Genomic DNA, 27000 nt, shown 5'->3' with positions numbered 1-27000 from the left:
CAGGCGTTTCACGAAAACAGCCTGGAACCGGATGACGGAAAACAAAAACACCCGGCGAATATTCGCCGGGCGTCTAAAACTTGCAGAAAACGGCAGGTTTTCCGCCGAAAACCAATCAGCGGCCCGGAATGGGACGGTTGGCGACCTCAACGAGCGCCTTGTGGATATATTCGTTGCCGGCAGCGACGGAGCTGCTGCCGAAGATATCCGTGCCGCCCTTGATGTCGGAGGCGAAACCGCCGGCTTCACGAATCAGCACCAGGCCTGCCGCCATGTCCCAGGGCGAAAGATCGGCTTCCCAGAAACCGTCGAGACGGCCTGCGGCGACATAAGCGAGATCGAGCGAAGCCGCACCCATGCGGCGGATGCCGGCTGCCTCACCCATAACGTGGCGAAGTTCAACGAGGAACTTGCCGTGATTGCCGCGGCCGAGATGCGGCACGCCGCAGCCGATGACGCAATCGGTCAGCGCCTTGCGCGCAGCGACGCGGATGCGGCGATCGTTGAGGAACGCGCCGCCGCCGCGCTCGGCAGTGTAGAGTTCGTCGGTGGCCGGATTGAAGATAACGCCGGCGACGACTTCACCGTTACGCTCGAGCGCGATGGAAACCGCGAAATGCGGAATGCCGTGCAGGAAGTTGGTGGTGCCATCCAGCGGATCGACGATCCAGCGATGTGCGCCGTCCGTGCCTTTTTCCTCGCCGCCTTCTTCACCCAGGAAGTCATAGGTCGGGCGGGCCTTCATCAGCTCGTCGCGCACGATCTTCTCGGCTTTCAGGTCCGCCTGCGAGACGAAATCGCTCGGTCCCTTGACCGAGACCTGAAGGTTCTGCACTTCACCGAAGTCACGCGACAAAGACTTACCCGCCTTGATGGCGGCCTGAACCATGACATTGAGAAGGGCTGAACGGGCCATCGATGTTGTTTCCTGGAAAGCTTGCGAACCGCCCGGAAGCTCACCGGGCAGGCACGTCATTATTTTCTTGAATTGAAAGTTTGCGGTTCAAGACCACAAAACGCGCGGAAATTCAAGGCAAAAAGCCCATGGGTCAACGCCGGCGTGGCAAGGCTACCCTTCCATCACGTCGGGCGGAAACGATTTGCGGCCTCAATCGCCTTCTTCTGTTGCTCGTCGGTGATGCCGAGATAAAAGTCCTCGAGAGACGGATCCTTCAACCCGGCGCGGCGGGAAAGCACATACCATTTGGCCGCTTCGACCGGATCGGGCCGGGTGCCGAGCGCCTGAATGTAAAGATGCGCCACCTTGTTCTGCGCCACGACATTGCCGCGCTGTGCCGCGCCGTAGAGCCAGCGGAAGCCCTCATCCAGATTGCGCTCGCCGCCAAAACCATTGACCAGCCAGATGCCGAGATCGACCTGCGCGGTATCGTATCCAGCCTTCGCGGCCCGTGTCAGCCAGTCCCGCGCCTTTGCCTTCTTCTCGGCCGGCACATCCTTGAGCGACCAGTAAATCTGCGACACCGCATATTGCGCATCGGCAATGCCCTGTTCAGCGGATTTCTCATAGAACGGCAAAGCCATCAGCAGGCCCTTGGCGCCGGGATTTTCCGAAACCAGTATCTGACCCCAGTTGAACTGGGCAGATGCGTTGCCGGCTTCCGCCGCACGGCGCATGAAATCGTCAGCTTTCGCCTTGTCGCGGGTGACGAATTTTCCCTCCATCAGGATCAGCGCGAATTTGAACATGGCGACGGGATCGCCACCCTGAGCCGCCTGCTGGTACCAGAAAGCAGCCGTCTTCTCGTCACGGGCGATGCCCAGACCACGCGACATCATTTCCGCCACCAGCGTCTGGGCGGCTGCGTCACCGTTCTGCGCGCGGTTCAGCGCCTTGTCGAGCGCCTGCACATATTCGCCGCGCTGGAAATGCCCGTAAGCTTCGTCCACCCGGCCCTTGAATTCCTTTTCAGGCGGCAGCGCCGGCAATTCCGCGCCCATGCGCTGATAGACATTCACGCCTGCAGAGGGCTGCAAGTCCTTCTGCTCTTCGGATTGCACCCTGCCCTGACGGGTCGGCTGAGCCTCATTTTCCAGCTGGCGGGACAGTGCATTGCTTTCGCTCTGCGGCCCGGACTGGGCAAAAGCGACACCCACCGGCGCGCCGAAAGCGAGCGCCAGCAGCGAAACGGAAAGGCAGAGGTGAACCGAGCGCATGATCATCGCCTGTATCAACCGTCAAACCGTGGCGCTTTTTCGTCAAGCAGGGCGTTGATTTCAGAAACGGCCTGGGCAGCGCCACTGGCGTTATCGAAAACGCCGCTGCGCATCGCCACGAACTCCACACCGGTTTCGGCCACTGCAACCACCGAGGACACATCGGTACCACCCATGACGATGGCCGGGATTTCGATCATCGAGGCCCACCACTCGCCGAGCGCCAGGTTTTTGGGGTGCGCTTCCGGCTTGATGTCGCCTTCGAGCTTTCCGAAAAACACATAATCCGGATTGGCCTCGCCCTGCTCCAGCGCCTTGTGACGGTCATCCGCATTGCCGCCGCCGACGATGAGCTTCGGCGTGAATTTTTCCACGGCCTCGGCAAGCGCCTCGCCATTGCCAACCACATGCAGGCCATCCGCCTTCACGCGACCGGCAACGCGGCTGTCACCGGCGATGAGCGCTGCCGCACCTGCCTTCTGGACAACCGGCACGATCAGCTCGGCGCGTTTCTGGAAAGCGGCGTCATCCAGACCATATTGCGGAATGATGACGGAAGCGACATCGCCACCCCGCAATGCGTCTTCCACCTCTGTCGCCTGCTTTTGCGCGTCGTCCGATTGCGGAACGATCAGGACAAGGCGGCAACGATCTTCAACTAGGGTCATCGGTTCGTCCATTTCAGACAGAAGACGCCTACCGCGCAATCTGCACTCGTTTTCATATGACAAATCCGATAAACCGGACCGGCGAAAGGATCAACCGTCCATCCATGCTCACCGATTTTCATTTTTATCTCGTCGCCATCCCCGCAGTCGTGCTCGTCGGCCTTTCCAAGGGCGGGCTGGGCGGTGCTCTCGCTCTTATGGGCGTGCCGTTGATGGCGCTTGCCGTATCGCCCGTGCAGGCGGCGGCCATCTTCCTGCCGATTCTGATCGTCATGGATATCGTGGCGCTTTTTGCCTGGCGGCACTACAACCACCGGGAAACACTCCTCATCATGCTGCCGGGTGCAATCGCCGGTATCGCGCTCGGCTGGGCGACCTCAAGCCTCATTTCCGCGGACGCCATGCGTCTCGTCGTCGCCTCTGTCACGATCCTGTTCGTGCTGCGTTATTTCTATGAGAGCTTCAAAAGCCGCAAAGGCCAGGAAATTCCGGCCAAGCCGCAAAGACCGGCGGCTGCGACCCTCTGGTCCAGCCTGTCGGGTTATGCGAGTTTCGTGGCGCATGCGGGCGGTCCGCCCTTCCAGATCTATGTTCTGCCGCTGAAGCTCGATCCGAAGACCTATACCGGCATGAGCGTGCGCTTCTTCGCCATCATGAATGCGATCAAGCTCATTCCCTATTTCGCGCTCGGCGCGCTGGACGCCACCAACCTCAAGACATCGGCGAGCCTGCTGCCGGTGGCGATGCTGGCGACGCTTGCCGGCGCCAGGGTGGTGAAATATCTGAAACCCGCCGTGTTCTACCCACTCATGTATGCCATGGCGCTGATTGCGGCGCTTAAACTGCTGTGGGACGGACTGCCGTTCTAAGTCCGACAATAAAAAAGCTCTGGCAGCAGGTTTTCGCCGCCAGAGCTCGAAAGGCTCAGACCGTCGACCCTTCATTCATCGAGGGCCGACGGTCTGGCATAAATCAATGTCTTGTCGAGGCCTTGAGCCTCTGCAGTTCATCCTTCAGGCGCAGTTTTCGACGTTTAAGGTCCGCGATCTCTCTATCGTCAGACGACGGGGAAGCAAGAATACTTTCGAGCTCCTCCTCCAGAGCACCGTGTTTCTTTTCGAGCGATGCAATATGAGCCTGAATGGTCATGCGGCACGTCCTTCCTTTTTGAACCTACCTCCAGCTCTCCATCGCTGGAGTTTCAGGTTTGCGACGACAATGTGACACGGATCGACCGGCTTGTCGAAGGCGAAATGAAGGCAATAAGTGGGCAATTTGGTCGCAAGGGATAACTTCCCGTTACCGCGATTTGATGATAGAGCCTCCAGAACGGATGACATACGCGCCGGACACTCTCCGGCTGGCATAAAATGGGGATGACGAGATGCCCGATCAGGACCAGGCGGACATCAGGCTCACGCTGGCGCGGCTGCGCCAGGAGCATGAGGATTATGACGCGGCGATCAACGCGATGATCCAGACCAGCTGCGATGCGCTGAGAATACAGCGCATGAAAAAGAAGAAGCTGGCCGTCAAGGACAAGATGACCCAGCTCGAAGACCAGGTCATTCCCGATATCATCGCCTGAGCCCGGAGACATTACGTGACAGCAGAAACGCCCCCCGTCGCCATCATCATGGGCAGCCAGTCCGACTGGGAGACCATGAAGAACGCCGCCGATACGCTGGATGCGCTCGACATCGAATACGAAGCCCGCATCATTTCCGCCCACCGCACCCCGGACCGGCTTTATGACTTCGCCAATGGCGCGAAGGACGAAGGCTTCAAGGTCATCATCGCCGGTGCGGGCGGCGCCGCCCATCTGCCGGGCATGACGGCCGCCATGACGCCGCTTCCGGTCTTCGGCGTTCCGGTACAGTCCAAGACCATGTCCGGTCAGGACAGCCTCTATTCCATCGTGCAGATGCCCGCCGGTATTCCGGTCGGAACGCTCGCCATCGGCAAGGCCGGCGCGATCAATGCGGCCCTTCTCGCCGCCGCGGTTCTGGCGCTGAGTGACGAGGACCTCGCCGACCGGCTGGATGCCTGGCGTGCGCGCCAGTCGGCGGCTGTCGCGGAATATCCCATGGACAGCGCCCAGTGACGACAAAAGTGATGGCAAAGACGACCAACCTGACCATCGGCATCATCGGTGGCGGGCAGCTCGGGCGTATGCTGGCGATGGCGGCAGCCCGTCTCAACCACCGTACCATCGTACTGGAACCGCAGGCCGATTGTCCGGCCGCGCAGGCCTGCAACGAGCAGATCGTGGCGGAATATGACGATGAAAACGCGCTTGCGGAACTCGCAAGCCGTTGCGATGTCGTGACCTACGAATTCGAGAACGTGCCTGTCGCGGCTGCCGAAAAGCTCAGCCTCTCCGTTCCCGTCTATCCGCCTCCGAAAGCGCTCAGCGCCTCGCAGGACCGGTTGACGGAAAAACGCTTCCTCAACGGCTGCGGCATCCCGACCGCCGATTTCCGCGCCGTGGACAGCCAAGAAGAGCTGGAGGCCGCATTGGCCGCCTTCGGCGGCAAGGGCGTGCTGAAAACCCGCCGCATGGGTTATGACGGCAAGGGCCAGCGTCTTTTCCGCGGTGGGGAAGACCTTACAGGCGCTTTTGCGGCGCTCGGCGGCGTGCCGCTGATTCTCGAAAGCTTCATCTCCTTCGAGCGGGAAATTTCGATCATTGCCGCCCGTTTCCAGGACGGCGCCGTTGCCTGTTACGATCCCGCCGAGAATGTCCATCTGAACGGCATTCTACACACGTCCACCGTTCCGGCCGCACTTTCTGACGCCGCCAGGGAGGTTGCCGTGCAATCGGCGGAAAAGCTTCTGGCCGCGCTCGATTATGTCGGCATCATCGGCATCGAGTTTTTCGTCCTGCCGGATGGTTCGCTGGTCGCCAATGAAATGGCACCACGCGTTCACAATACCGGCCACTGGACGGAGGCGGCCTGCGTAATCTCGCAATTCGAACAGCATATCCGGGCCGTATCGGGCCTTACGCCCGGCAGCACGGATCGCCATTCGGATTGCGTCATGACCAACCTCATCGGCGACGACATCGACGATGTGCCGGCATGGCTGTCGAAAAAAGACTGTCTCGTGCATCTCTACGGCAAGACGGAAGCACGGCCGGGCCGCAAGATGGGCCATGTGACCGAGCTTTTGCGCACAGGAAAAGCCTAGTCTTTTAAGGCAAAGACACGGGCAAGTGTTGACAGGCAGGGCTCAAACGGGTATCTGCCTGCCAACCGAAAAGAGCGCGCCCCGTTGCGCGCTTTTGATTGTTTGAATAAGCACGGCAGAAACCGTGCAAAACTGCGGACCAGTAAAATGAAGATCAAGAATTCGCTTAAAGCGCTTAAGGCCCGTCATCGCGATAACCGCCTGGTTCGCCGCAAGGGCCGCGTCTACATCATCAACAAGCAGAACCCGCGCTTCAAGGCTCGTCAGGGCTGATTGACTGCGACTGCGGTTCGCGATCAGGCTCGCGGATCACTTTGTTGACAGAGCAGAAGTTTGCATTTGATATTGGGCGCAGTCGGGTTAAGCTTTAACCCATGCGCCCAAATCGTTTTTGCACGGCTATCATCCTCGCTCAGGGCTTCCTGTTTTCAAGCCTCCCGATTCCGGGAATGGCTGCCATTGCCCATGCGGTGGACGGGCAACCGCCTGCTGTTGCGGACTCCGCGCCTTCACCCGCCAAGACGATCGACACGCTTTTCGCATCGCTGAAAAAAGAACGGAATGCGGTCAAGGCGCGCAGCATCGCCAACCAGATCGCCTCCGAATGGAATGATTCCGGCAGCGCAACGATCAACCTGCTGATGCAATGGGCGGGCGAAGCCGCAGACGAAAAGCGCAACGCCGCCGCTTACGATTTTCTCGACCAGGTCATTCTGCTCGATCCGGACTATGTGCAGGCGCCCTATCGCCGCGCCATGGTGCATTTTGCCGATGGCGACACCCGCAAGGCAATGGCGGATATCAACCTAACGCTGGAAAGGGAGCCGCGCTATTTCCCGGCGCTGGCAAGCCTCGCCAACATCCTCGAAGCCTCGGGCCGGGAGGAGCTGGCGCTGAAGGCGTGGGAGCGTTATCTGGCGCTTTACCCCGCCGACAAGGACGCCCGCAAGGAGGCCGTCGACCTTTCGGAAAAGCTGGCAGGCACGCGCGGCTGAATTCGCAAGACGCTCAAACAAAAATCGCCGCAAAAGCGGCGATTTTTCATTGAGGCGTTTCCACCCGATCATTCCATGCCGAGCGCGGCCATATAGGTCTGGAGAATCGTTTCCTCCTCGATGCGCTCATTGGCATCCTTCTTGCGCAGGCGAATGATGGTGCGGATCGCCTTGGTGTCGTAACCACGGCCCTTCGCCTCGCCCATGACATCCTTGATATCGCCCTGAATGGCGGCCTTTTCTTCTTCGAGGCGCTCGACGCGCTCGATGAACTGGCGCAGTTCCGCGGCGGCGACGGTTTCGGTGGTGCTGGTATCGTCCATCATGTCATCCTTTATTGACGGCCCGAATGCGAGCCTTGTTCATTATTTCCGGGCGAAGCCTTCGCCGGTCGCTGCCGGCAGGCAGCAGAATTCCGGCCTGTGAACTGCCCACTGAAAGGCGTCGCGTCAAGTCGTTTCCGTCGATCGGGGTTATTCCCTGGGCCTGTTCTGCTCAAAGGCGGCTTTCTGGGTATCACTCGCCTCCACCTGATATTTTTCCTTCCAGTCCTCATAAGGCATGCCGTAGACGATTTCCCGGGACTCTTCCTTGCTGAGCGGAACACCGGCCTCCTCGGCCGCTTCCCGGTACCAATTGGAAAGGCAGTTGCGGCAAAAGCCGGCGAGATTCATCAGGTCGATGTTCTGCACGTCGTGACGTTCGCGAAGGTGCTGCACGAGACGGCGAAATGCCGCCGCCTCGAATTCGACCTGCCAATTGTCGTTTTCATTCGTCATGGCAAAACTCCAGGCTCAATAAGGGCCGGTGCGGGAGGCGAACAGCTGATATTCATGCAGGACGGGATCGTCGTTCATTGCGGCGAAAATGGGAGCGAGCCGGTCCGACCATTCGGCGATCCCCTCTTCATTCGCGATCAGATCCTGCCGAACCTCGAGAAGCGCATGCGGTATGCCCTTCATCATGCAATGGCGATACATGGTATCTCCCTTGAGCGCTCCGTCATAGGGTTCGTTGTCACCGACGAGGATGTCGCCCGTGGCGCGCAGATGCGCCAGAAGCGGATCGACCGCACGATGATCCGTATCCCACAGAACCGCCGCATGCCACGGCCGCGGCGTTTCCTTCCAGAACGGCGTGTAAGAATGCAGCGACAGAACCAGCGGCGCTTCTTCCGAGGCCTCGGCCACGCCGGTCAGCACACGGTCCACGGCATTGTGATAGGGCCGGTGAAAAATTTCGATCCGCTTCTGCCATTCCTCGTCCGAAATCGGATGGTTGCCGGGGATGATCGCTCCGTCCGAAATCTTCATGATGAGAGTGGGATCGTCCTCGCCGCGATTCGGATCGATCAGCAGCCGGGAAAACCGCCCGAGCACCGCCGGCACGCCAAGGCGCGCGGCAAGTGAGCGCGTCAGCCCCTCTATACCGATATCAAATGCGATATGGCGATGAAAAGCGGTTTGCGGAAGGCCAAGTTTGCCGTAGTGTGCCGGCAGGAGGTTCATGGCATGGTCCGCCAGAAGAACCATGCCTTTGTCATAATCGCCTTCTATGATTTCATAGGGTATGAAGTCGTTCATCGATGATTTTCTGGGGCAGGATTGAGGAGAGAAGCTTGATGGCATGGCTTGAGGCCGGGCGCAAGTTGCGGCGAAAGAACAGCCATCTACCTTATCGCACTCACGATCCGACGAACAATATAATCGATTAAAATCGCGTTGACTTTCTTGGGCGGCCACGCCAAGAAGTGTGTTCATTATAACCATGGAATCCGGATGGAAGCCGTGACTCAGTCATCTCTCGCTCTTCCTCGCCACTTTCGGCATATCGCCCGTCTTTTTTCCGCAGCGGCATTGTTTCTGACCCCGTTCATGATCGCGGCGCCCGCGCATGCGGATTTTCGCGTGTGCAACAGCACGCAGAACCTCGTGGGGGTCGCAATCGGCTACCGGGCACAGGAGGGCTGGGTCAGCGAAGGCTGGTGGCAGGTCCCCTCCTCGACCTGCGCGACGCTGATCGAGGGTGAGCTGCAGTCACGTTATTATTATCTCTATGCCGAAGATGCCGCCCATGGCGGCCGCTGGACCGGTGACGTCAACATGTGCGTGGCGGAAAACGAGTTCAAGATCAACGGCGTGGACGATTGTTTTGCCCGCAGCTTCCAGAGAATGGGTTTCAAGGAATATGACACGGGCAGACAGGGCAGCTGGATGGTCCAGCTCTCCGATACGCCAGGCACACAGGGAAATCAAAACTGATGAAGCGTAACCGCAAAGTCAAAATTCTTGCAACTCTCGGCCCGGCCTCTTCCGAAGAGGCGATGATCGAGAAGCTGCATCTTGCTGGCGCAGATCTTTTCCGGATCAACATGAGCCATGCGAGCCACGACGTGATGCGGACGCTCATTCAGCGTATCCGTTCCGTCGAGAGCCGTACCGGCCGCCCCATCGGCATTCTGGCCGACCTGCAGGGTCCCAAGCTGCGCGTCGGAAAATTCGCCGAAGGCAAGGTCGAACTCGTTCCGGGCCAGACCTTCACGCTGGACAATAACGACACGCCCGGTGACAACACCCGCGTTTTCCTTCCCCATCCGGAAATTCTCGAAGCAGTCAAGCCCGGCCATCGCCTGCTGATCGACGACGGCAAGCTGCATCTGCGCGCTGAAAAGAGCGACGGCAAGAGCATCGTCACCACCGTCATTTCCGGCACCCGCATTTCCGACCGCAAGGGCATCAGCCTGCCGGATACGCTGCTCGGCGTTGGCGTTCTGACCGACAAGGACCGGGTCGATCTCGATGCCGTTCTCGCCACCGGCGAAGTCGACTGGGTGGCGCTTTCCTTCGTCCAGCGTCCGGAAGACCTTGCGGAAGTTCGCAAGATCGCACGCGGCCGCGTCGGCCTGATGTCCAAGATCGAAAAGCCGCAGGCTGTCGAGCGCATCGAGGAAATCATCGAGCTTTCCGACGCACTGATGGTCGCACGTGGCGATCTCGGCGTCGAAATGCCGCTGGAAGCCGTTCCGGGCATCCAGAAGCAGCTGACCCGCGCCTGCCGCCGCGCCGGCAAGCCGGTCGTGGTCGCCACGCAGATGCTGGAATCGATGATCACCGCGCCTGTGCCGACCCGCGCCGAAGTCTCCGACGTCGCCACCGCCGTCTTCGAAGGCGCGGACGCCATCATGCTCTCTGCTGAATCCGCCTCCGGCGACTATCCGGTCGAAGCGGTTTCCACCATGGCCTCCATTGCCAGCACGGTGGAGCAGGACCCCTATTATTCCAATATCATCTATGCGCAGCGCGCCCAGCCGGAACCGACCGGCGCCGACGCCATTTCGCTTGCCGCCCGCCAAATCGCCGAAACCCTGAAGCTTGCGGCAATCGTCACCTATACGTCCTCGGGCACGACCGGCCTGCGCGCCGCGCGCGAACGACCGCAGGTTCCGATCATCGCACTGTCGCCGATCATCCAGACCGCCCGCCGCCTGTCGGTCGTCTGGGGCCTGCACTGCGTCGTCACCGGCGATGCCAGCGACCTCGACGACATGGTGAACCGCGCTTGTCGCATCGTGGTTTCCGAAGGTTTCGGCAAGCCGGGCGATCGTATCATCATCTCCGCAGGCGTACCGCTCGGCACCCCCGGCGCGACCAACATGGTCCGCATCGCCTATATCGGCTCAGACGGCCAGAGCGGCGTCTAAAGCTTCCATATCCCGCATAAAAAACCCGCCGGTAACGGCGGGTTTTTTGTTGGCCTCTCGGCCGTCTTACTTATGAAAGCAGGCTCAGTGCATCTTCACCGGCGTGCTGAAGCGGCTGGATTCGATGGCCACTGCACCGGGCTTGAAGCTCGCCGAGGTGGCGGAAGCCGACATGTCGTTGCTGAGCATGCGGTTGGCGACAACACGCGGCGCCTTTACCGAGCGTCCGGTCGTACCCTTGTTCTGATTGAGCGCCCAATCCGAAATCAGATCCTGCGTCAGGCGTCCACCGCCCACCATGGCCTGCTGGGAAACGGCGGCATCCTGCCTGCTCGGGCGCGAACCCTTGGTCGGCATGCCGGCGCTGAGACCGCCATTGATGGCAGGCTTCAGGTCGAAAGCATCACCGAAGCCAGCCTGCGGTTCGGCCTTGGCCGTTTCGGCGGGTGCGACGGTAACCTTGTGGTTGACGGCGGCCGGGAATGGCGCGGCTGTCGGCATGGCAGCCGACTGGACCTGCGACCGGGCGGCCTGACCGCTCTGCTCAAGAGCCGCGACCACCGTCGGCGAAAGCGTATCCTCCTGCGCCTCGGCAAGATCGTCCTCACCTTCTGGATCGGCATTGGCCGCCGCCAGCAGGGCTTCCGCCACGGCCGGACGATTGGCGGGAACCGGAACAGAGGCAAGTTCGCCGGTCGCAGCCGGTGTCGCACCATCTGCGGAAGCCGTCAGGATCGATCCTTCCGCATCACCTTTCATGCCACGCGGCCCGAGAAGTGTGGGCACCGGCACGGACACCTCAGCCAGATCGGCAAATTGCTGGCGCTCGGCCGGCGCGGAAGCCGGAGTCGGCGTGGTCGCTGCCTGCAGGGCATCCTGTGCGGCATTGCGGGCCGGAGAATAAAGCGCGGTCGCAAGGCCTGTATTGGCCGGCGGCTGGTTACCGAAGGCAGGTCGGGCCGTCGGCAGCGGCGCATCGTTCACGCCAGGAAGCGCCTGTGCCGAAGCAACTGCAATGGTGGGTTCAGGCTCGGGAGCCGCCTGCTGCGGCGCCGCCGGACGGGCGACAGCCGGGCGTTCTGCGGGCTCCGGCGCTGCGATGCTATCGGGATCTTCATCCTCGTCGCCGCCACCGCCAAAGAGGGCCTGCAACAGGGTCTTGCGCTTGCCGCCGCCAGATGAGGCAGGGCCGGCACCGGCGCTGGAAGCAACCTGAATGGAGGAGGAGCTGACGCGCTTCTTGTAATCGGCGAGCGCCTGCTCATAACCGGGAAGCGGCTTGCCGTCGGAAGGAAGATGCAGCGTATTGCCGTTCGGGAAGATGCGGACGAGTTCCTGGCGGCTCATGCGCGGCCAGGCGCGAACGCCGCCGACATCCATGTGCACGAAGGGAGAGCCCGACGTCGGATAGAAACCGACGCCACCGATCTGCATCTGCATACCGATTTCACGAAGGCGGGCAAGCTTCACACCGGGGATATAAAAATCCATGGCCTTGCCGAGCATGTGCTGGCTTTTTTCCGCGACACCCTTGGTGCGCGTCCGCAGCAAACCGTTGGTCTCCGGCGAGCGGAAGGCCGAAACGACGTTGATATAGTCGGTCGCGCCGCTGCGGCGATAAACTTCCCAGACGAGATCGAAAAGGCGCGGGTCCATGCGTGTCGGCTGGTTGCGCCGCCAGTCGCGCAGGAACCGGTTCAGTTCCTGCAGACCTTTCTGGTCATATTTTCCATTGCGCTTGAAGGTGATGACCGCCTTCTCGCGTGTATGGATATAATACAGTTTGAGGCTGCGCGTCTCGGCGGCGGCTTCCGTCGCCGAAACACCTACGAAAGGCATTGCGGCGAGCATCAGGCAGGCAAAGGTGACAGCGCGCGCCGACAGCTTCGTGCATATATCCTTGATCAAGCCGCGCGCGATCTTTGTCGAAAGCGCGTTATTCCGATGCAGATATGGCAATTCGATCCCCGCCTGGAAGACAATTTCTGTCACATTGCCTCAAATGAACGTCAAATACGGTGACACGATGGCAAAATTGCCACACACATACAACCTTCCTCTACATAGTGAATCAGCCACTAACAAGAGGTTTATAGACGGTAAGCGGATATCCTTGCTCAGAAGTTAACGAATTTACGATCTGCCTTCGAATGCGGGGTTTGTGCGCTCAGGCTGCATCTCGAAGGGGATCGTCGGGATCGATGCCATAATCCTTCAGCTTTCGGTAAAGAGTCGAACGGCCGATACCAAGCTTTCTGGCGACCTGGCTCATCTGCCCGCGATAGAAGCGCAGGGCGAAACGGATAAGCTCCTCCTCGATCTCGGCCAGTTTGCGGATATTGCCCGATTCATCCATGCTGGAGATCAGGTTTCCACCCCGGTAGATGGTGGTGGAAATATCCGACGGCTCCTCAATCACAGCGTGGTTTTCAGCGGCCGGTGGCGGGGCCGGTGAATACGCCGCAAGCTTCAGCGACGCTCCCGATGGTGTGCGGATGACATCGTCGGCATCGTCGCCGGTCGAAAATTCCGGCAGCTGAAGCGCGATCTGCGGAAAATCGGAATCCGACAGTTCCTCGCCCTGCGAGAGCACTACCGCACGGAAGACGGCGTTTTCGAGCTGGCGGATATTGCCCGGCCAGTCATAGGCCGTCAGCAGCGCCAGCGCGCTGGCGTTGAGGCCGACGGGATTGGGCAATTTCTGTTCCGCCGAAAAGCGCTCGGCGAAAACCCGCGCCAGATGGGGAATATCTTCCTTGCGGCGGCGCAGCGCCGGAATGGTGATCGGAAAGACGTTGAGGCGATAATAAAGGTCTTCGCGGAAGCGACCTTCCTTCACCTCTTCGATGAGGTTCTTGTTGGTGGCGGAGATCAGCCGCACATTCACCTTCTGCACCCGCGCGGAGCCGACGGTTTCGATTTCGCCCTGCTGGACCGCACGGAGCAGCTTCACCTGCACGTCCAGCGGCAGATCGCCGATTTCGTCGAGGAACAGCGTGCCGCCATCCGCCTCCATGAATTTGCCGACATGTTTTTCCGTCGCGCCCGTGAAGGCTCCCTTTTCGTGGCCGAAGAGGATGCTTTCCACGAGATTATGGGGAATGGCGCCGCAATTGACGGTGATGAACGGCTTGCTCGCCCTGTCGCCGGCCGACTGGATGGCGCGGGCGACCATTTCCTTGCCCACACCGGATTCGCCTTCCAGCACCACGGGAATGCTGGACTGGGCGGCGCGCTGCGCGAGTTCAATGACCCTCAGCATTGCGGGGCTTGCGGAAACGATATCGGTAAAATTCACTGCATTGCTCCGTCCGCGCCGGCCCGTGCGGGCCTTTGCCTCTCTCCTGTCGAGCTTGAGCGCATTGGAGATGGCAGCGCCGATCCTTTCCGGCGAAACCGGCTTGACGACAAAATCGAAAGCGCCGGCGCGCATGGCCTGCACAACGGTATCGATGCCGCCCTGCCCCGTCTGGACAATGACGGGAACATCGGTGCCGAGTTCGCCGATAGCTTTGAGAAAGGTAAGCCCGTCCATTTCAGGCATCATGAGGTCGAGGACGATGACATTGATCTCGCCGCTATATTGCTTGAGCAATTCCAGCCCCGCCTTGCCGTTTTCGGCGAGCAAGGCGAGATGCCCATAACGTTCCACCGCATTTTTGAGCAGGCGGCGCTGGACGGGATCATCGTCTATCACGAGAACATGCGCGGTCATTTTTAGCTCCGGTTTCCGGTTTATGGACCTGCTTCATGCGGTCCCTTATTCCGCACTCTGGCATGGGAGACTTGAACATCCAGTTTTGAGAATTGCTTGCATTTTATCCATTGTCGCGGGAAACAAGGTCCCCATATGCTTCGCACGCATAATCAGAAGGACACGTTCGATGACCCTCAACCGCCCTACCCCGCAACCCGTCTTCTCCCTTGCCGAAACCGCCGGTCCTGCGCTTGGCGATCTGCCCGGCTGGAAGCTCTCGGACCTCTATCCGTCAGGCGATTCGCCGGAATACAAGGGTGATCTCGACAAGGCGGCGTCGATGGCGGCGGCTTTCGAGAAGAAATGGAAGGGCAAGCTTGAAGCTGCCGCGAAGGCCGCCGGCGAAAAGGGCATTGGCGCTGCGCTCAAGGAATATGAAGCGCTGGACGATCTCATCGGCCGCATCGGCTCCTTTGCCGGGCTCACCTATTTTTCCGATACGTCGAACCCGGCAAACGGCAAGCTTTACGGCGATGCCCAGGCGAAGCTGACGGATATTTCCTCCCATCTCCTGTTCTTCACCCTTGAGCTCAACCGTATCGACGACGCCACGATGGACGCCTGCATGGCGAATGACGCCGTAGCGGGTCACTACCGCCCATGGCTGGTGGATTTGCGCAAGGACAAGCCGCACCAGCTCGACGACCAGCTGGAACAGCTTTTCCTCGAAAAATCGATGACCAGCGCGGCGGCTTTCAACCGCCTGTTCGACGAGACGATGGCCGATCTGCGTTTCGACATTGACGGTGCGAGCCTGCCGCTGGAAGTGACGCTCAACATGCTGCAGGAGCCGGAGCCGGAAACCCGAAAGAAGGCGGCTCAGGCGCTGAGCGCCACCTTCAAGGACAATCTGCGCGTCTTCACGCTCATCACCAACACGCTCGCCAAGGACAAGGATATTTCCGACCGCTGGCGCAAATTCGAGGATATTGCCGATAGCCGTCATCTCGCCAACCGCGTCGAGCGCGAGGTGGTCGATGCCTTGGCGGCGGCGGTCAAGAAGGCCTATCCGCGCCTCTCGCATCGTTATTACGCCATGAAGGCGAAATGGCTCGGCATGGAACAAATGAATTATTGGGACCGCAACGCGCCGCTTCCCGATACGTCGAACACGATCATTCCCTGGGATGAGGCAAAGGACACCGTGCTTTCCGCCTATGGCAATTTCGCCCCCGAGATGGCCGATATTGCCCGCCGTTTCTTCGATGAAGAATGGATCGACGCGCCGGCCCGCCCCGGCAAGGCGCCGGGCGCCTTCGCTCATCCGACCGTGCCCTCGGCCCATCCCTATGTGCTGGTCAACTATCTCGGCAAACCGCGTGACGTGATGACGCTTGCCCACGAACTCGGCCACGGCGTTCACCAGGTTCTGGCCGGCGAACAGGGCGCTTTGATGTGCGCGACGCCGCTGACGCTTGCCGAGACCGCCTCCGTCTTCGGGGAAATGCTGACCTTCCGCAAGCTGCTCGACGACACCAGGGATATCCGGGAACGCAAGGCTATGCTCGCCCGCAAGGTCGAGGACATGATCAACACGGTCGTGCGCCAGATCGCTTTTTATGAATTCGAGCGCAAACTGCACACCGCCCGCAAACAGGGCGAACTGACCTCCGAGCAGATCGGCGAATTGTGGCTGTCCGTTCAGGCCGAGAGCCTGGGCCCGGCGATCCGGATTTCCGAAGGCTACGAGACATGGTGGACCTACATCCCCCATTTCATTCACTCGCCCTTTTACGTTTATGCCTATGCCTTCGGCGACTGCCTGGTGAACTCGCTCTATGCGGTTTACCAGAAGGCCGAAACGGGCTTTCAGGAGAAATATTTCGAGCTTCTGAAGGCGGGCGGCACCAAGCACCATTCGGAGCTTCTGAAACCATTCGGCCTCGATGCGACCGATCCCTCCTTCTGGGATAAGGGGCTTTCGATGATCGAGGGGCTGATCGACGAGCTCGAAGCGCTGGATAATAAACAGGCTTAATCTCTTCCGCCGGCAGGGCTATCCTATTTCGGACAAGCTTTGCCGGTTGATATTGCCGGCGGAAGACACCGGCAACAATTCAGGCGACGAGCACAGGCAATGAAACGCAAACCCGCCGATCTGACCTTGAGGGAAACCCTGCGCTGGGAGCCGCAGACCGGCTTTCAGCGCATCGACCAGCATATGCGCCGATTGCTGCGCTCCGCCGACGCGCTCGGTTTTCGCGCGCCAGTCAATGCGGTTCAGGTGCTGGAAAAGAAGGTGGGCGGCGAAAAGCCGCTCTGCGTCAGGCTGGTCATGAACTACAAGGGCGAACTCGATATCGAAACCGCCGACTTCCAGCCCTTACGGCAGGATGCCGTCTGGCGGGTTCGCATCGCCCGGCAGACCACGCTCGATTCCTCCGATACCTTTTATCGCCACAAGTCCTCACGCCGCGAGCCCTATGATGCCGCCCGGGCCGAATTTTCAGCCGGGGAGGCCGACGAGGTGCTGCTGCTCAACGAGCGCGGTGAGTTGTGCGAGGGATCGTCGACCAGCATTTTCGTCGAAATGCCGGATGGGCAATTGCTGACGCCGCCGCTCGACAGCGGCATTCTGCCGGGTGTGCTGCGCGCCGATCTGATCCGCGAACGCAGGGCGCGCGGACAGGCGCTGAAACCGGAAGACATTGCCGGCCGGAAACTCTTCGTCGGCAATTCGCTGCATGGATTGATTGCGGCGGAACTCGTCTAAACAGTCACCGCCAGAAGCCGGTCGCGGCCTTTTTCCTTGGCCGCATAAAGAGCCTGATCGGCCCGCATGAAAACATCGTCGGCGCTTTCGGGTGCGCGATAGACCGTCAGCCCGGCTGAGCAGCTATAGGAAAAATCCGGGAATTCGGAGAGGGGCCTCGAAAGGCGCACCTTCTGCAGCAGCCGTTCGACGATCTCCCGGCTCTCAGCCACCGTGCTGCGCGGCAGGATGAGCATGAATTCCTCGCCGCCGATCCTGCCGAAACAATCCACCCGCCGGATGACGGAATGGGCGATGCCGACGAAATCGCGAAGCACCGCATCCCCGCATTTATGGCCGAAACGATCATTGATCTGCTTGAAGAAATCGATATCGAGCGTGCACAGGCAAAAGGGCATTTCCAGCCCCTTGGCAACCCGCTCCACCTGCAAAGCCAGCTTGGCGAAGACGAAACGGCGATTTGCCGTTCCCGTCAATTCATCCGTCTGCGAGGCGCGGACTGCCAGATCCCGATCCTGCCGCAGCGTTCTGTAACCCTGGCGCAATTCGGTGACGTCGCTTGCAACGCACAGCATCCAGCCATCCTGCTGCACCGTTTCCGTCATCCAGAACCAGCGGCCGTCATGCATATCCATCTCAAAGGCGCGGTAAGGCAGCTTGCCGCGCCGGGACTGCGCCGACAGCAGCCATCCCTCGAAATCATTGTTGCGGACGACGACACCGGTGCGCAGCCGATGGTTCAGCCGCATGATATCCGCCCAGGTCGGGAAATCGCCGGCGGCGAGCTGAAAGCTTTCCCGAAACGACGGATTGGCATGGCGCAACCGGTCCTCGGAATCGTAAAGCGCAATAAGAACGGGGGTGGCACTCTGAAGCGCTGCGACACGCTCGATAAGATTATTCAACAGGCAACTCCCCCGTGATGGCGAAAATTCCCCCGTCGTCATCCGGCCAAAGCCCCCAAGCCTTTGGACATAGAGAGGAAAAGAAGAACTTAATTATAAACGCACTCTCTAAAATGCGAAGAGGCTGAATGCGGTGGAAAGGGTGCGCGCGACCGTCTTGCCGTCGCCATCGTCATATGTCCGTCATCCACCTGCCCTTTATTGTGGCACGCTTTTGTGATCTAGCTTACTTATTGGCTGAAAAAGGAAAATTGACGAATGACGGATGCAAACCACCCGATTTACGGCGATATTGACGGCCCCATCATCATGATCGGCTTCGGCTCCATCGGGCGCGGTACTCTTCCGTTGATCGAACGTCATTTCAATTTCGACAGGACCCGGCTCGTCGTCATCGACCCGCGCGAAGACATCGCCGCCTTTCTGGCCGAGAGGAACATCCGCCATATCCAGACGCATCTGACCAAGGAAAATTACCGCGAGATTCTCAAGCCGCTCCTCAAGGGCGTTCAGGGCCAGGGCTTCTGCGTCAATCTTTCGGTCGATGCCGCCTCCGTCGATCTGATGCGGATCTGTCGCAAGCATGGCATGCTTTACATCGACACGGTCGTCGAACCCTGGCCCGGGTTTTATTTCGACGCCGATGCCGACAATGCGGCCCGAACCAATTATTCGCTGCGCGAAACCATGTTGAAGGAGAGAGCGCGCAAGCCAGGCGGCACGACGGCGGTTTCCACCTGCGGCGCCAATCCGGGCATGGTGTCCTGGTTCGTGAAACAGGCACTCGTCAATCTCGCCAAAGATACCGGCCTCGACATCGAGGAGCCGCAGCCGCATGACCGCGATGGCTGGGCAAAGCTGATGAAGCGGCTTGGCGTCAAGGGCGTTCACGTGGCCGAACGCGACACCCAGCGGGCGAAAGAACCCAAGCCCTTCGGCGCTTTCTGGAACACATGGTCGGTCGAAGGTTTTATCGCGGAAGGTTTCCAGCCTGCCGAACTCGGCTGGGGAACGCATGAAAACTGGATGCCGAAAAACGCGAAAAAGCAGAAAAAGGGAAGCAAGGCGGCGATCTATCTCGATCAGCCCGGCGCCAATACGCGGGTACGGACATGGTGTCCGGGCCTTGGGCCGCAATACGGATTTCTCGTCACACATAACGAAGCGATCTCGATTTCCGACTATTTCACCGTCCGCAACGAAGATGGCGACGTGACCTACCGGCCGACCTGCCATTATGCCTACCATCCCTGCAATGACGCCATTCTTTCCCTGCATGAGCTTTTCGGCAATGGCGGCACCCCTCAGCCGATCCAGCATGTGCTTGGCGAAGACGAGCTTGTCGACGGCGCCGATGAACTCGGCGTTCTTCTTTATGGCCATGACAGGAATGCCTATTGGTATGGCTCTCGGTTGAGCCTACAGGAAGCACGCTCCCTCGCCCCCAACCAGAATGCGACCGGATTGCAGGTCAGTTCCGCTGTGCTCGCGGGCATGGTCTGGGCGATTGAGAACCCGCAGGCCGGTATCGTCGAGGCGGATGAAATGGATTACCGCCGTTGCCTTGAGGTGCAGCGCCCCTATCTCGGACCCGTCGAGGGACATTATACCGACTGGAAGCCGACCGATGGCCGCCCCGGCCTGTTTCCCGACAATATCGATACGTCCGATCCCTGGCAGTTTCGCAACATCCTCGTGCGCTGACGGGACGGAGTCTCATATTTGTCACGCCGGGGCTTTCCTGCACGACATCAGGAACCGGGGAGAGCGAACAACGTTGCCTTGAAATAAGCAACGCTTCGCGGCATGGTCGAAGCACAGAAGGTTTCATCGAATCGCAGGAGAACAGGCTCATGAACTTCAAGACAAGCGCTGCTTTGCTTTCAGCCGCCATCGCGGTGTCTTCATGCGTCGCGCCGGGTCCCTCCCAGCAGACCTCGATGGCGCCTTCGCTTGCCCGCGGCCCGGCCGTCGACGGTCGCTGGATCGACCGCAACGGCATCGTATCGACGTTCCAGAACGGCGCCTTCTCCACCCGTTCGACCGACACCAATACGCTTCTGGCTTCCGGCACCTATGTGACGATTTCGCCGACGCTTTACGAAATCAACATGACCTCGCTGGTGCGCAACACGCAGTCGCGCGTCAACTGCGCCCTCGTCTCCCCGTCACAATTGAACTGCACGACGGACACGAACAGCCAATTCTCGCTGACGCGCCAAGGCTGATAACGTCACCTTTTCAAAGAGATGATCTTCTGGAACGCACGCCTCAGGCGTGCGTTTTTGTTTATTGTGCGCCTGTCATAATTTCGCTTGCGGCGATTGCCGCTAAATGGAAACATCGCGCTTTGAAAGACTGACATGATTTCAGATTAGAAAATGAGCACGGCCGGAGGATGATCGACCGGCCCGGGCTTCCGCTTTGAACAGGAGAGAGGGACCATGAAGAAAATTTTGGGACTGGGCATGCTGAGCGTTTCAGCGATAACGCTTTCGGCTGGAGCGGCTCTGGCCGATTACGAGCTCAACATTCTTCACATCAACGATTTTCACTCCCGTATCGAATCGATCAACAAGTTCGACTCGACCTGCTCGGCGGAAGAAGAAGGCAAAAACGAATGCTTCGGCGGCGCCGCCCGTCTTCTGACCGCAATCAATCAGACCCGTGATGCCCTGAAGGCTCAAGGCAAGAATGTCCTCCTGCTCAATGCCGGCGACAATTTCCAGGGATCGCTGTTCTACACCACCTACAAGGGCACGGTGGAAGCGGAAGTGCTGAACGCCATGAAGTTCGACGCCATGACCGTCGGCAACCATGAGTTCGACGACAGCGAGGACGGACTTGCCGGCTTCCTCGACAAGGTGCAGTTCCCCGTCGTGACCGCCAATGTGGTGGCCACCGCCGCCTCGAAAATCGGCGACCGCGTCAAGCCGTCCATCGTGCTCGAAGTCGGCGGACAAAAAATCGGCATCGTCGGCGCGGTCGCCAACGACACGGCTGAACTGGCAACGCCCGGTCCCAATATCACCATCGCCGAAGATGTCGCGAAAATCAGCGAGCAGGTGCAGAAGCTGAAGCAGGACGGCGTCGACAAGATCATCGCGCTGACCCATGTCGGCTATCCGCGCGATCTCGAATTCATCGCCAAAATCCCTGACGTCGACGTCGTGGTCGGCGGCCACACACATACGTTGCTTTCCAACACCGACCAGAAGGCCGAAGGTCCCTATCCCACCCTCGTCGACAATCCCGGCGGCTACAAGGTTCCGGTCGTTCAGGCCGGGCAGTACAGCAAATATCTGGGCGACCTCAAAGTGGTCTTCGACGACAGTGGCGTGGTCAAGGAAAGCAAGGGCGATCCAATCCTGATCGACTCCTCCTTCAAGCCCGATGAAGCCACGCTGAAGCGCATCGATGAGCTGAAGGCGCCGATCGAGGCTCTGAAATCGAAGGTCGTCGGCTCTTCGGAAGGCCCGATCGAGGGAGACCGCAAGGTTTGCCGCGTGAAGGAATGCTCCATGGGCAATCTGGTGGCCGATGCGACACTTGCCCGCGTCAAGGACCAGGGCGTGACCATCGCTTTCGCCAATAGCGGCGGCCTGCGCTCCTCCATCGATGCCGGCGATGTCTCCATGGGCGAAGTGCTGACGGTTCTGCCGTTCCAGAACACCGTCGCGACCTTCCAGCTGAAGGGTGAGGACATTCGCGCCGCCCTCGAAAACGGCGTCAGCCAGATCGACGACGGCGCGGGTCGTTTCATGCAGGTCTCCGGCCTGAAATATTCCTTCGACCGCTCCAAGCCGGCCGGCGGCCGGGTCGTTTCGGTCGAGGTCAAGGAAGGCGACGCCTTCGTGCCTCTCGATCCCGCCAAGACCTATATCGTCGCGGCCAATAATTACGTGCGTACCGGCGGCGACGGCTTCAAGGTCTTTGCGACCAAGGCCATCAACGCCTATGACTTCGGCCCCAACCTCGAGGAAGCCGTTGCGGCCTATATCACCGCCAACAGCCCCTATAAGCCCTACACGGATGGCCGCATCAGCGAAGTAACGCCTGCCGGTTATGTCGCTCCGGCAAAGCCTGCGGCACCTGCGCCGGCCGCAACCGCACCTGCGCCGGCCGCCACACCGGCCCCCGCTCCCGCGGCACCTGCTGCCACAGCACCGGCCGCCACGGCTCCGGCCGCGACGACGCCCGCCGCAGCCGCTGCTGCCGCCAGCAAATATGTCGTTGAAAAGGGCGACTCGCTCTGGAAGATCGCAGCGGAGAAATATGGCGACGGCGCTCTCTGGAGCAGGATTGCCAAGGCAAACACGCTGAAGCATCCGAACCACATCGAGATCGGCGAGGAGCTGGAACTGCCGGCTCAATAAGCCGGACGGGAACAGACAGGGCAATTTGCCGCAGACAGAAAGCCGGCCCTCGGAGATCGGGGCCGGCTTCTTATTTTCCTTTTAAAAACAAATCTTTACAGATCAAATTTTGGCAAAGGACATCCTGCAGCGCCCCCCGCCCCGGAAATAGCCTCCGCCGGTGGTTTAATCCTGAAAAATTTCGTCTAGAACACGTGAACAAATTGACGGCACGAGCGTATAGCTCGGGCATTGCCGGTCCAACCGTCGCGGTTTGCGTTCGGCACGCATAAACAGAAGATGGAGCGTTTCCGCCCTTGTCCGAAACGGAACCGCTCCTCACGCAACCAGTCCGAGTTTCAGGGTGTCATTCATGGCGACAGAACTATCCGCACTCCCCGCAAACCATGCCCGCACGGCATTTGGCAAGGTCGGCGTCCTGCTCGTCAACCTCGGCACGCCTGACGGTACGGACTATTGGCCGATGCGCCGTTATCTGGCGGAATTCCTGAGCGACAAGCGGGTAATCGAATGGTCGCGTCTCTACTGGTATCCGATCCTTTACGGCATTGTTCTCAACAAGCGCCCACAGAAAGTCGGTAAGGCCTATGAGGAAATCTGGAACCACGCGCGCAATGAAAGCTATCTGCGCACCTATACTCGCAGCCAGGGCGAGCTGCTGGCGGAAGCGCTGAAGGATCTGCCCAATGTCGCGGTCGACTGGGGCATGCGTTACGGCCAGCCCTCCATCGCCTCGAAGATCGACGCGCTGAAGGAACAGGGTTGCGAAAAAATCCTGCTTTTCCCACTTTACCCGCAATATGCTGCATCGACCACGGCAACCGTGAACGACAAGGCTTTCGAGCATCTGATGAAGCTGCGCTGGCAGCCCGCCATCCGCACCGTACCGCCCTATCACGACGATCCGGCCTATATCGAAGCGCTCGCCACCTCCGTCAAAAACCATCTGGCGACGCTGGACTGGGAACCGGAAATGCTGATCACCTCTTTCCACGGCATTCCGCAATCCTATTTCAAAAAGGGCGACCCCTATTATTGTCACTGCCAGAAAACCGCCCGGCTGCTGCGCGAGGCGCTGGGGCGGACAGAGAAAAACTTCATGATCACCTTCCAGTCGCGTTTCGGACCGGAAGAATGGTTGCAGCCCTATACCGACAAGACCGTGGAAAAGCTGGCCTCGGAAGGCATCAAGCGCATCGCCGTGATGAATCCCGGCTTCGTTTCGGATTGTCTTGAGACGCTGGAAGAAATCGCCGGTGAAGCGGGCGAGATTTTCCTGCATAATGGCGGAGAGAAATTTACCCATATTCCCTGCCTGAACGACAGTGCCGAGGGCATGAATGTTCTCGAAAAGGTTGTGCGGCGGGAGTTGCAAGGATGGGTGTAATCTTGCCATAACGATGCCGGGGTAAAACCCGGACGGTTCTGATCAGGAGGAAAAGTGATGATTGCATTGGGCGGTTTCGACATCGTCGTCATGGCAGCGGTGGTTCTCGTTATTCTGGTGCTGTTTGCCGGCATCAAGACCGTGCCCCAGGGGCATCGCTATACGGTTGAACGGTTCGGGCGCTACACCCGCACACTCGAGCCGGGCCTGAACCTCATTGTGCCGTTCTTCGAAACCATCGGTTCGAAAATGAACGTGATGGAGCAGGTCCTGCATATACCGACACAGGAAGTCATCACCCGCGACAATGCCAGCGTCTCCGCCGACGCCGTCACCTTCTACCAGGTCCTCAATGCCGCGCAGGCCGCTTACCAGATCGCCAATCTGGAAATGGCCATCGAAAACCTCACCATGACCAATATCCGTTCGGTGATGGGCTCGATGGACCTCGACGAATTGCTGTCGAACCGCGACGCCATCAACGATCGCCTGCTGCGCGTGGTGGACGAAGCGGTGGGACCATGGGGTATCAAAGTCACCCGCATCGAAATCAAGGACATCGCACCGCCGAAGGATCTCGTCGATTCCATGGCGCGGCAGATGAAGGCCGAGCGCGAAAAACGCGCGCAGGTGCTGGAAGCCGAAGGCGCCCGCAATGCCCAGATCCTGCGGGCGGAAGGCGCAAAGCAATCCGCCATTCTGGAGGCGGAAGGCCAGCGCGAAGCGGCATTCCGCGATGCCGAGGCGCGCGAGCGTCTGGCCGAGGCCGAAGCCAACGCCACCCGCATGGTCTCGGAAGCCATCGCCGCCGGCAATGTCCACGCCATCAACTATTTCGTCGCCCAGAAATATACCGAGGCTCTGGCGGAGATCGGCACGGCGAAGAATTCCAAGATCGTGCTGATGCCGATGGAGGCTTCGGCGCTGATCGGTTCCCTCGGCGGCATCGGCACGATTGCGAAAGAGGTTTTCGGTGACAGGGGCGATGCGCCGACTGCGCCTGCCGCCTCCACAGCGTCCCGCTCCGTGCCGCCGACGCGGCCTTCCGGCCAGAGCATCAACGTCACGATCCCCGGTAATCCCTTCGGCTCTTCATCGGAGAAGTGATGATGTTGCAACGGCTTGCCACTGAGCTGGGACCATGGAGCTGGTGGATCGTCGCCTTCGTGCTTCTGGCCGCCGAACTCATCGCTCCCGGCGTGTTCCTGATCTGGATCGGCCTCGCCGCGCTGGTTATCGGCGCGGTCTCGCTGCTTTTGTGGGATGCGGCATTCTGGGCCTGGCAATTGCAGCTAGTGCTGTTTGCCGCGCTTTCCGTCGTCTTCGCCCTGCTCGGCCGGAAATATTTCGGCAGGAACCGGGCGGCAAGCGACGAACCCTTCCTCAACCAGCGAGAGGCAAGCCTTGTCGGCCGCACCGCGACCCTTCAGGAACCGATTGTCGAAGGGCGTGGCCGGATCAGGCTGGACGATACCTGGTGGCCGGTCAACGGCGAAGACCTGCCGGCCGGCACACGGGTGAGGATCGCTTCCGCACGCGGACGAACGCTGACAATCGAGCCGTTAGACCGATAGGTTTCAGGATCAGCTTTTTTCAGGATCGGCGGTGGCGTCAAGCCACGCCAATTCTCAAGAGATCGTGGAAATGCACCAGCCCGATGGGCCGGTTGTCGTCATCGATGACAATCAGCGCGCCAATGTGGAATTTTTCCAGCGTCGCCAGTGCGCTGGTCGCCAGCACCGATTTTTTGACGGTCTTCGGCGTGCGGGTCATGATGTCATCGACCGTCATCTCGGCGAGGTTGCGTGACAGGTTGCGCGCCATATCGCCCTCGGTAACGATGCCGCACAGGCGGCCATCCTCGTCCAGAATGCCGACGCAGCCGAAATGCTTGCGGGAGAGAACCCCGACCGCTTCCGGCATGGCTGTTCCCTTGTTGACCAGCGGCACACGATCGCCGGTATGCATGATATCGCTGACCAGCGTCAGGCTCGCCCCCAGCTTGCCGCCGGGATGAAACACCTTGAAATCGCCCGCCGTAAAATTGCGCGCCTCCAGCAGTGCAACGGCAAGGGCATCGCCCAGCGCAAGCTGCATCAACGTAGAGGTCGTGGGCGCAAGGCCGAGCGGGCAGGCTTCCTGCTCATTGGGAACCAGCAGCACGATGTCGGAAGCTTGCGCCAGCGATGAATTCTCCGAACAGGTGAGCGCGATCAGCGGAATGGAGAAACGGCGCGAATAGTTGATGATGCTGCGCAGTTCCGCGCTTTCGCCGCCCTTGGAAATGGCCAGCACCACATCATCGCCGCCGATCATGCCCAGATCGCCGTGATTGGCCTCTGCCGCATGCACAAAAAAGGCAGGCGTTCCGGTGGAGGCGAAGGTGGCCGCAAGCTTCGCGCCTATGTGGCCGCTTTTCCCAACCCCGGTAATGATAAGACGGCCATTCGACTGGCCGATGGTCTCGATCGCCTTGCAGAAGGGCTCGGAAAGGCCGTTCCTCAGAGCATCCTCAAGGGCGGCAAGGCCAGCCCGCTCCATCGAAATCGTCCGCACGGCGGATTCGATGGCATTGTCTTCGACCAGTTTGACGGCGCGCGTAATCATGGCCGACTGTTACTCTTTCAGTCGGAATAAGTCCACTCTCCAGCCGGCCAGCGCCGGGTTTTAGTCGATGTCACCCGAAAATGTTCGACGGTCTCGGGACAGCGACATGTCATCAATGACGTCGATCCGGCGGAGAAATCTCCTCCATCGTTCCAAGTCGCTTGAAAGGGATGTTTTCCTCGTCGACCAGATATCGCCCGAGCGTCCTTACCCATGAGACCGAGCCGTCGCTGCGGCGCACGGCATATTCCTGATTATAAAAACTCGCGGCCTTCAGGGTGATCAATGCCGTTTCGATCACACGGTTTCGATGATCCAGGTCCACTTTTTCAAGCATCTGAAAAATGCTGATGCCCTGCATCGCCTGCCGCAGTGGAATCCCGAAGAGTTCAGCACATACTTCGTCTAGATAGAAACGGTCATTGGTAATATCCCAACAATAAAAACCGACCTGCTTGGTGTTCAAAACGGGATTCATGAAACGACGCTGTCACACAAAATAAAATTCAATACCACTTGCTGAGC

General features: G+C 59.7%; 28 protein-coding genes. 16 read left to right on the top strand and 12 right to left on the bottom strand.

Annotated features, from left to right (window positions below):
- Window positions 1-115: 115 nt before the first annotated feature.
- The 3 genes from ACQZ5N_RS06585 to ACQZ5N_RS06575 form a co-directional block, all read right to left on the bottom strand.
- Window positions 116-916 (bottom strand): inositol monophosphatase family protein, encoded by an 801-nt coding sequence (locus ACQZ5N_RS06585; RefSeq protein WP_035262908.1) that lies wholly within the window; start codon window positions 914-916, stop codon window positions 116-118.
- Window positions 917-1080: 164 nt separating this feature from the next.
- Window positions 1081-2181, bottom strand: a complete 1101-nt coding sequence (locus ACQZ5N_RS06580; RefSeq protein WP_162936878.1) for a tetratricopeptide repeat protein — start codon at window positions 2179-2181, stop codon at window positions 1081-1083.
- An 8-nt stretch (window positions 2182-2189) separates the two neighbouring features.
- Window positions 2190-2843, bottom strand: coding sequence for a thiamine phosphate synthase (locus ACQZ5N_RS06575; protein WP_035262906.1), 654 nt, complete (start codon window positions 2841-2843; stop codon window positions 2190-2192).
- A gap of 104 nt (window positions 2844-2947) precedes the next feature.
- Between ACQZ5N_RS06575 and ACQZ5N_RS06570 the strand changes: the two genes are divergently transcribed.
- Complete coding sequence (locus ACQZ5N_RS06570; RefSeq protein ID WP_003520365.1) at window positions 2948-3712, top strand: sulfite exporter TauE/SafE family protein; 765 nt, start codon at window positions 2948-2950, stop codon at window positions 3710-3712.
- Between the two features lie 103 nt (window positions 3713-3815).
- On the opposite strand, the gene ACQZ5N_RS06565 is transcribed toward ACQZ5N_RS06570, so the two are convergent.
- A complete protein-coding gene (locus tag ACQZ5N_RS06565; RefSeq protein ID WP_003506164.1) occupies window positions 3816-3992 on the bottom strand; it encodes a YdcH family protein in 177 nt (58 codons plus the stop codon).
- Between the two features lie 235 nt (window positions 3993-4227).
- Here ACQZ5N_RS06565 and ACQZ5N_RS06560 point away from each other — a divergent pair, with 235 nt between their 5' ends.
- The 5 genes from ACQZ5N_RS06560 (at window position 4228) to ACQZ5N_RS06540 (ending at window position 7030) form a co-directional block, all read left to right on the top strand.
- Complete coding sequence (locus ACQZ5N_RS06560) at window positions 4228-4431, top strand: YdcH family protein (RefSeq protein ID WP_003497661.1); 204 nt, start codon at window positions 4228-4230, stop codon at window positions 4429-4431.
- A gap of 48 nt (window positions 4432-4479) precedes the next feature.
- Window positions 4480-4947, top strand: coding sequence for a 5-(carboxyamino)imidazole ribonucleotide mutase (gene purE / locus ACQZ5N_RS06555; RefSeq protein ID WP_035236741.1), 468 nt, complete (start codon window positions 4480-4482; stop codon window positions 4945-4947).
- An 11-nt stretch (window positions 4948-4958) separates the two neighbouring features.
- On the top strand, window positions 4959-6035 hold the full coding sequence (locus ACQZ5N_RS06550) for a 5-(carboxyamino)imidazole ribonucleotide synthase (protein ID WP_020812291.1): 1077 nt from the start codon (window positions 4959-4961) through the stop codon (window positions 6033-6035).
- Window positions 6036-6182: 147 nt separating this feature from the next.
- Window positions 6183-6308: a type B 50S ribosomal protein L36 gene (ykgO, locus tag ACQZ5N_RS06545; RefSeq protein ID WP_003497670.1), complete on the top strand. Its 126-nt coding sequence runs from the start codon at window positions 6183-6185 to the stop codon at window positions 6306-6308.
- A gap of 101 nt (window positions 6309-6409) precedes the next feature.
- On the top strand, window positions 6410-7030 hold the full coding sequence (locus ACQZ5N_RS06540) for a hypothetical protein (RefSeq protein WP_448732465.1): 621 nt from the start codon (window positions 6410-6412) through the stop codon (window positions 7028-7030).
- Window positions 7031-7098: 68 nt separating this feature from the next.
- Here the strand turns inward: ACQZ5N_RS06540 and ACQZ5N_RS06535 are convergent, their stop codons facing one another.
- The 3 genes from ACQZ5N_RS06535 to ACQZ5N_RS06525 all read right to left on the bottom strand — a co-directional run bounded on the left by ACQZ5N_RS06535 (window position 7099) and on the right by ACQZ5N_RS06525 (window position 8613).
- A complete protein-coding gene (locus ACQZ5N_RS06535; protein ID WP_020812069.1) occupies window positions 7099-7356 on the bottom strand; it encodes a DUF2312 domain-containing protein in 258 nt (85 codons plus the stop codon).
- A 147-nt stretch (window positions 7357-7503) separates the two neighbouring features.
- Window positions 7504-7809: a DUF1244 domain-containing protein gene (locus ACQZ5N_RS06530; protein WP_448732464.1), complete on the bottom strand. Its 306-nt coding sequence runs from the start codon at window positions 7807-7809 to the stop codon at window positions 7504-7506.
- 15 nt (window positions 7810-7824) lie between these two features.
- A complete protein-coding gene (locus tag ACQZ5N_RS06525; protein ID WP_425645981.1) occupies window positions 7825-8613 on the bottom strand; it encodes an N-formylglutamate amidohydrolase in 789 nt (262 codons plus the stop codon).
- 291 nt (window positions 8614-8904) lie between these two features.
- Here ACQZ5N_RS06525 and ACQZ5N_RS06520 point away from each other — a divergent pair, with 291 nt between their 5' ends.
- On the top strand, window positions 8905-9291 hold the full coding sequence (locus ACQZ5N_RS06520) for a DUF1036 domain-containing protein (protein ID WP_020012242.1): 387 nt from the start codon (window positions 8905-8907) through the stop codon (window positions 9289-9291).
- Window positions 9291-10730: a pyruvate kinase gene (pyk, locus tag ACQZ5N_RS06515; RefSeq protein ID WP_003520375.1), complete on the top strand. Its 1440-nt coding sequence runs from the start codon at window positions 9291-9293 to the stop codon at window positions 10728-10730. Before ACQZ5N_RS06520 ends, pyk begins: the two co-directional genes overlap by 1 nt.
- A gap of 84 nt (window positions 10731-10814) precedes the next feature.
- Here the strand turns inward: pyk and ACQZ5N_RS06510 are convergent, their stop codons facing one another.
- Window positions 10815-12722 (bottom strand): DUF882 domain-containing protein, encoded by a 1908-nt coding sequence (locus ACQZ5N_RS06510; RefSeq protein ID WP_425645979.1) that lies wholly within the window; start codon window positions 12720-12722, stop codon window positions 10815-10817.
- A 175-nt stretch (window positions 12723-12897) separates the two neighbouring features.
- Window positions 12898-14445, bottom strand: a complete 1548-nt coding sequence (locus tag ACQZ5N_RS06505; protein ID WP_003520377.1) for a sigma-54-dependent transcriptional regulator — start codon at window positions 14443-14445, stop codon at window positions 12898-12900.
- A 169-nt stretch (window positions 14446-14614) separates the two neighbouring features.
- Between ACQZ5N_RS06505 and ACQZ5N_RS06500 the strand changes: the two genes are divergently transcribed.
- The gene (locus tag ACQZ5N_RS06500; protein WP_448732463.1) at window positions 14615-16465 is read left to right on the top strand and encodes a M3 family oligoendopeptidase; all 1851 of its coding nucleotides are present in this window, start codon (window positions 14615-14617) and stop codon (window positions 16463-16465) included.
- 99 nt (window positions 16466-16564) lie between these two features.
- Window positions 16565-17200: an aminotransferase class IV family protein gene (locus ACQZ5N_RS06495; RefSeq protein ID WP_269313227.1), complete on the top strand. Its 636-nt coding sequence runs from the start codon at window positions 16565-16567 to the stop codon at window positions 17198-17200.
- Here the strand turns inward: ACQZ5N_RS06495 and ACQZ5N_RS06490 are convergent.
- The gene (locus tag ACQZ5N_RS06490; RefSeq protein WP_448732462.1) at window positions 17197-18105 is read right to left on the bottom strand and encodes a diguanylate cyclase; all 909 of its coding nucleotides are present in this window, start codon (window positions 18103-18105) and stop codon (window positions 17197-17199) included. The genes ACQZ5N_RS06495 and ACQZ5N_RS06490 overlap by 4 nt on opposite strands.
- Before the next feature lie 258 nt (window positions 18106-18363).
- Here ACQZ5N_RS06490 and ACQZ5N_RS06485 point away from each other — a divergent pair, with 258 nt between their 5' ends.
- From ACQZ5N_RS06485 to ACQZ5N_RS06460, 6 genes are all read left to right on the top strand, one after another.
- Window positions 18364-19809, top strand: a complete 1446-nt coding sequence (locus ACQZ5N_RS06485) for a homospermidine synthase (RefSeq protein WP_080854240.1) — start codon at window positions 18364-18366, stop codon at window positions 19807-19809.
- 149 nt (window positions 19810-19958) lie between these two features.
- Entirely contained in the window at window positions 19959-20333 is a 375-nt protein-coding gene (omp10, locus tag ACQZ5N_RS06480) for an outer membrane lipoprotein Omp10 (RefSeq protein WP_003497694.1), read from the top strand.
- 216 nt (window positions 20334-20549) lie between these two features.
- Window positions 20550-22481: a 5'-nucleotidase C-terminal domain-containing protein gene (locus ACQZ5N_RS06475; RefSeq protein WP_448732461.1), complete on the top strand. Its 1932-nt coding sequence runs from the start codon at window positions 20550-20552 to the stop codon at window positions 22479-22481.
- Window positions 22482-22833: 352 nt separating this feature from the next.
- Entirely contained in the window at window positions 22834-23868 is a 1035-nt protein-coding gene (gene hemH / locus ACQZ5N_RS06470) for a ferrochelatase (RefSeq protein WP_448732460.1), read from the top strand.
- 57 nt (window positions 23869-23925) lie between these two features.
- Window positions 23926-24975 (top strand): SPFH domain-containing protein, encoded by a 1050-nt coding sequence (locus ACQZ5N_RS06465; protein ID WP_137453620.1) that lies wholly within the window; start codon window positions 23926-23928, stop codon window positions 24973-24975.
- A gap of 2 nt (window positions 24976-24977) precedes the next feature.
- Window positions 24978-25442, top strand: a complete 465-nt coding sequence (locus ACQZ5N_RS06460; protein ID WP_031233584.1) for an NfeD family protein — start codon at window positions 24978-24980, stop codon at window positions 25440-25442.
- Window positions 25443-25479: 37 nt separating this feature from the next.
- Here ACQZ5N_RS06460 and ACQZ5N_RS06455 read toward each other — a convergent pair whose 3' ends face one another.
- Both ACQZ5N_RS06455 and ACQZ5N_RS06450 read right to left on the bottom strand, forming a co-directional pair.
- Window positions 25480-26475 carry a KpsF/GutQ family sugar-phosphate isomerase gene (locus ACQZ5N_RS06455; protein WP_174058066.1) on the bottom strand — a complete coding sequence of 332 codons (996 nt, stop codon included), beginning with the start codon at window positions 26473-26475 and terminating at the stop codon, window positions 25480-25482.
- Window positions 26476-26587: 112 nt separating this feature from the next.
- Window positions 26588-26953: a PAS domain-containing protein gene (locus ACQZ5N_RS06450; RefSeq protein ID WP_020809352.1), complete on the bottom strand. Its 366-nt coding sequence runs from the start codon at window positions 26951-26953 to the stop codon at window positions 26588-26590.
- Window positions 26954-27000 lie beyond the last annotated feature (47 nt).

The sequence above is a fragment of the Agrobacterium sp. 22-221-1 genome (assembly GCF_053522445.1).
The sequence above is the reverse complement of the archived record's forward strand: the minus strand, read 5'-3'. Positions and strand labels throughout refer to the sequence as shown.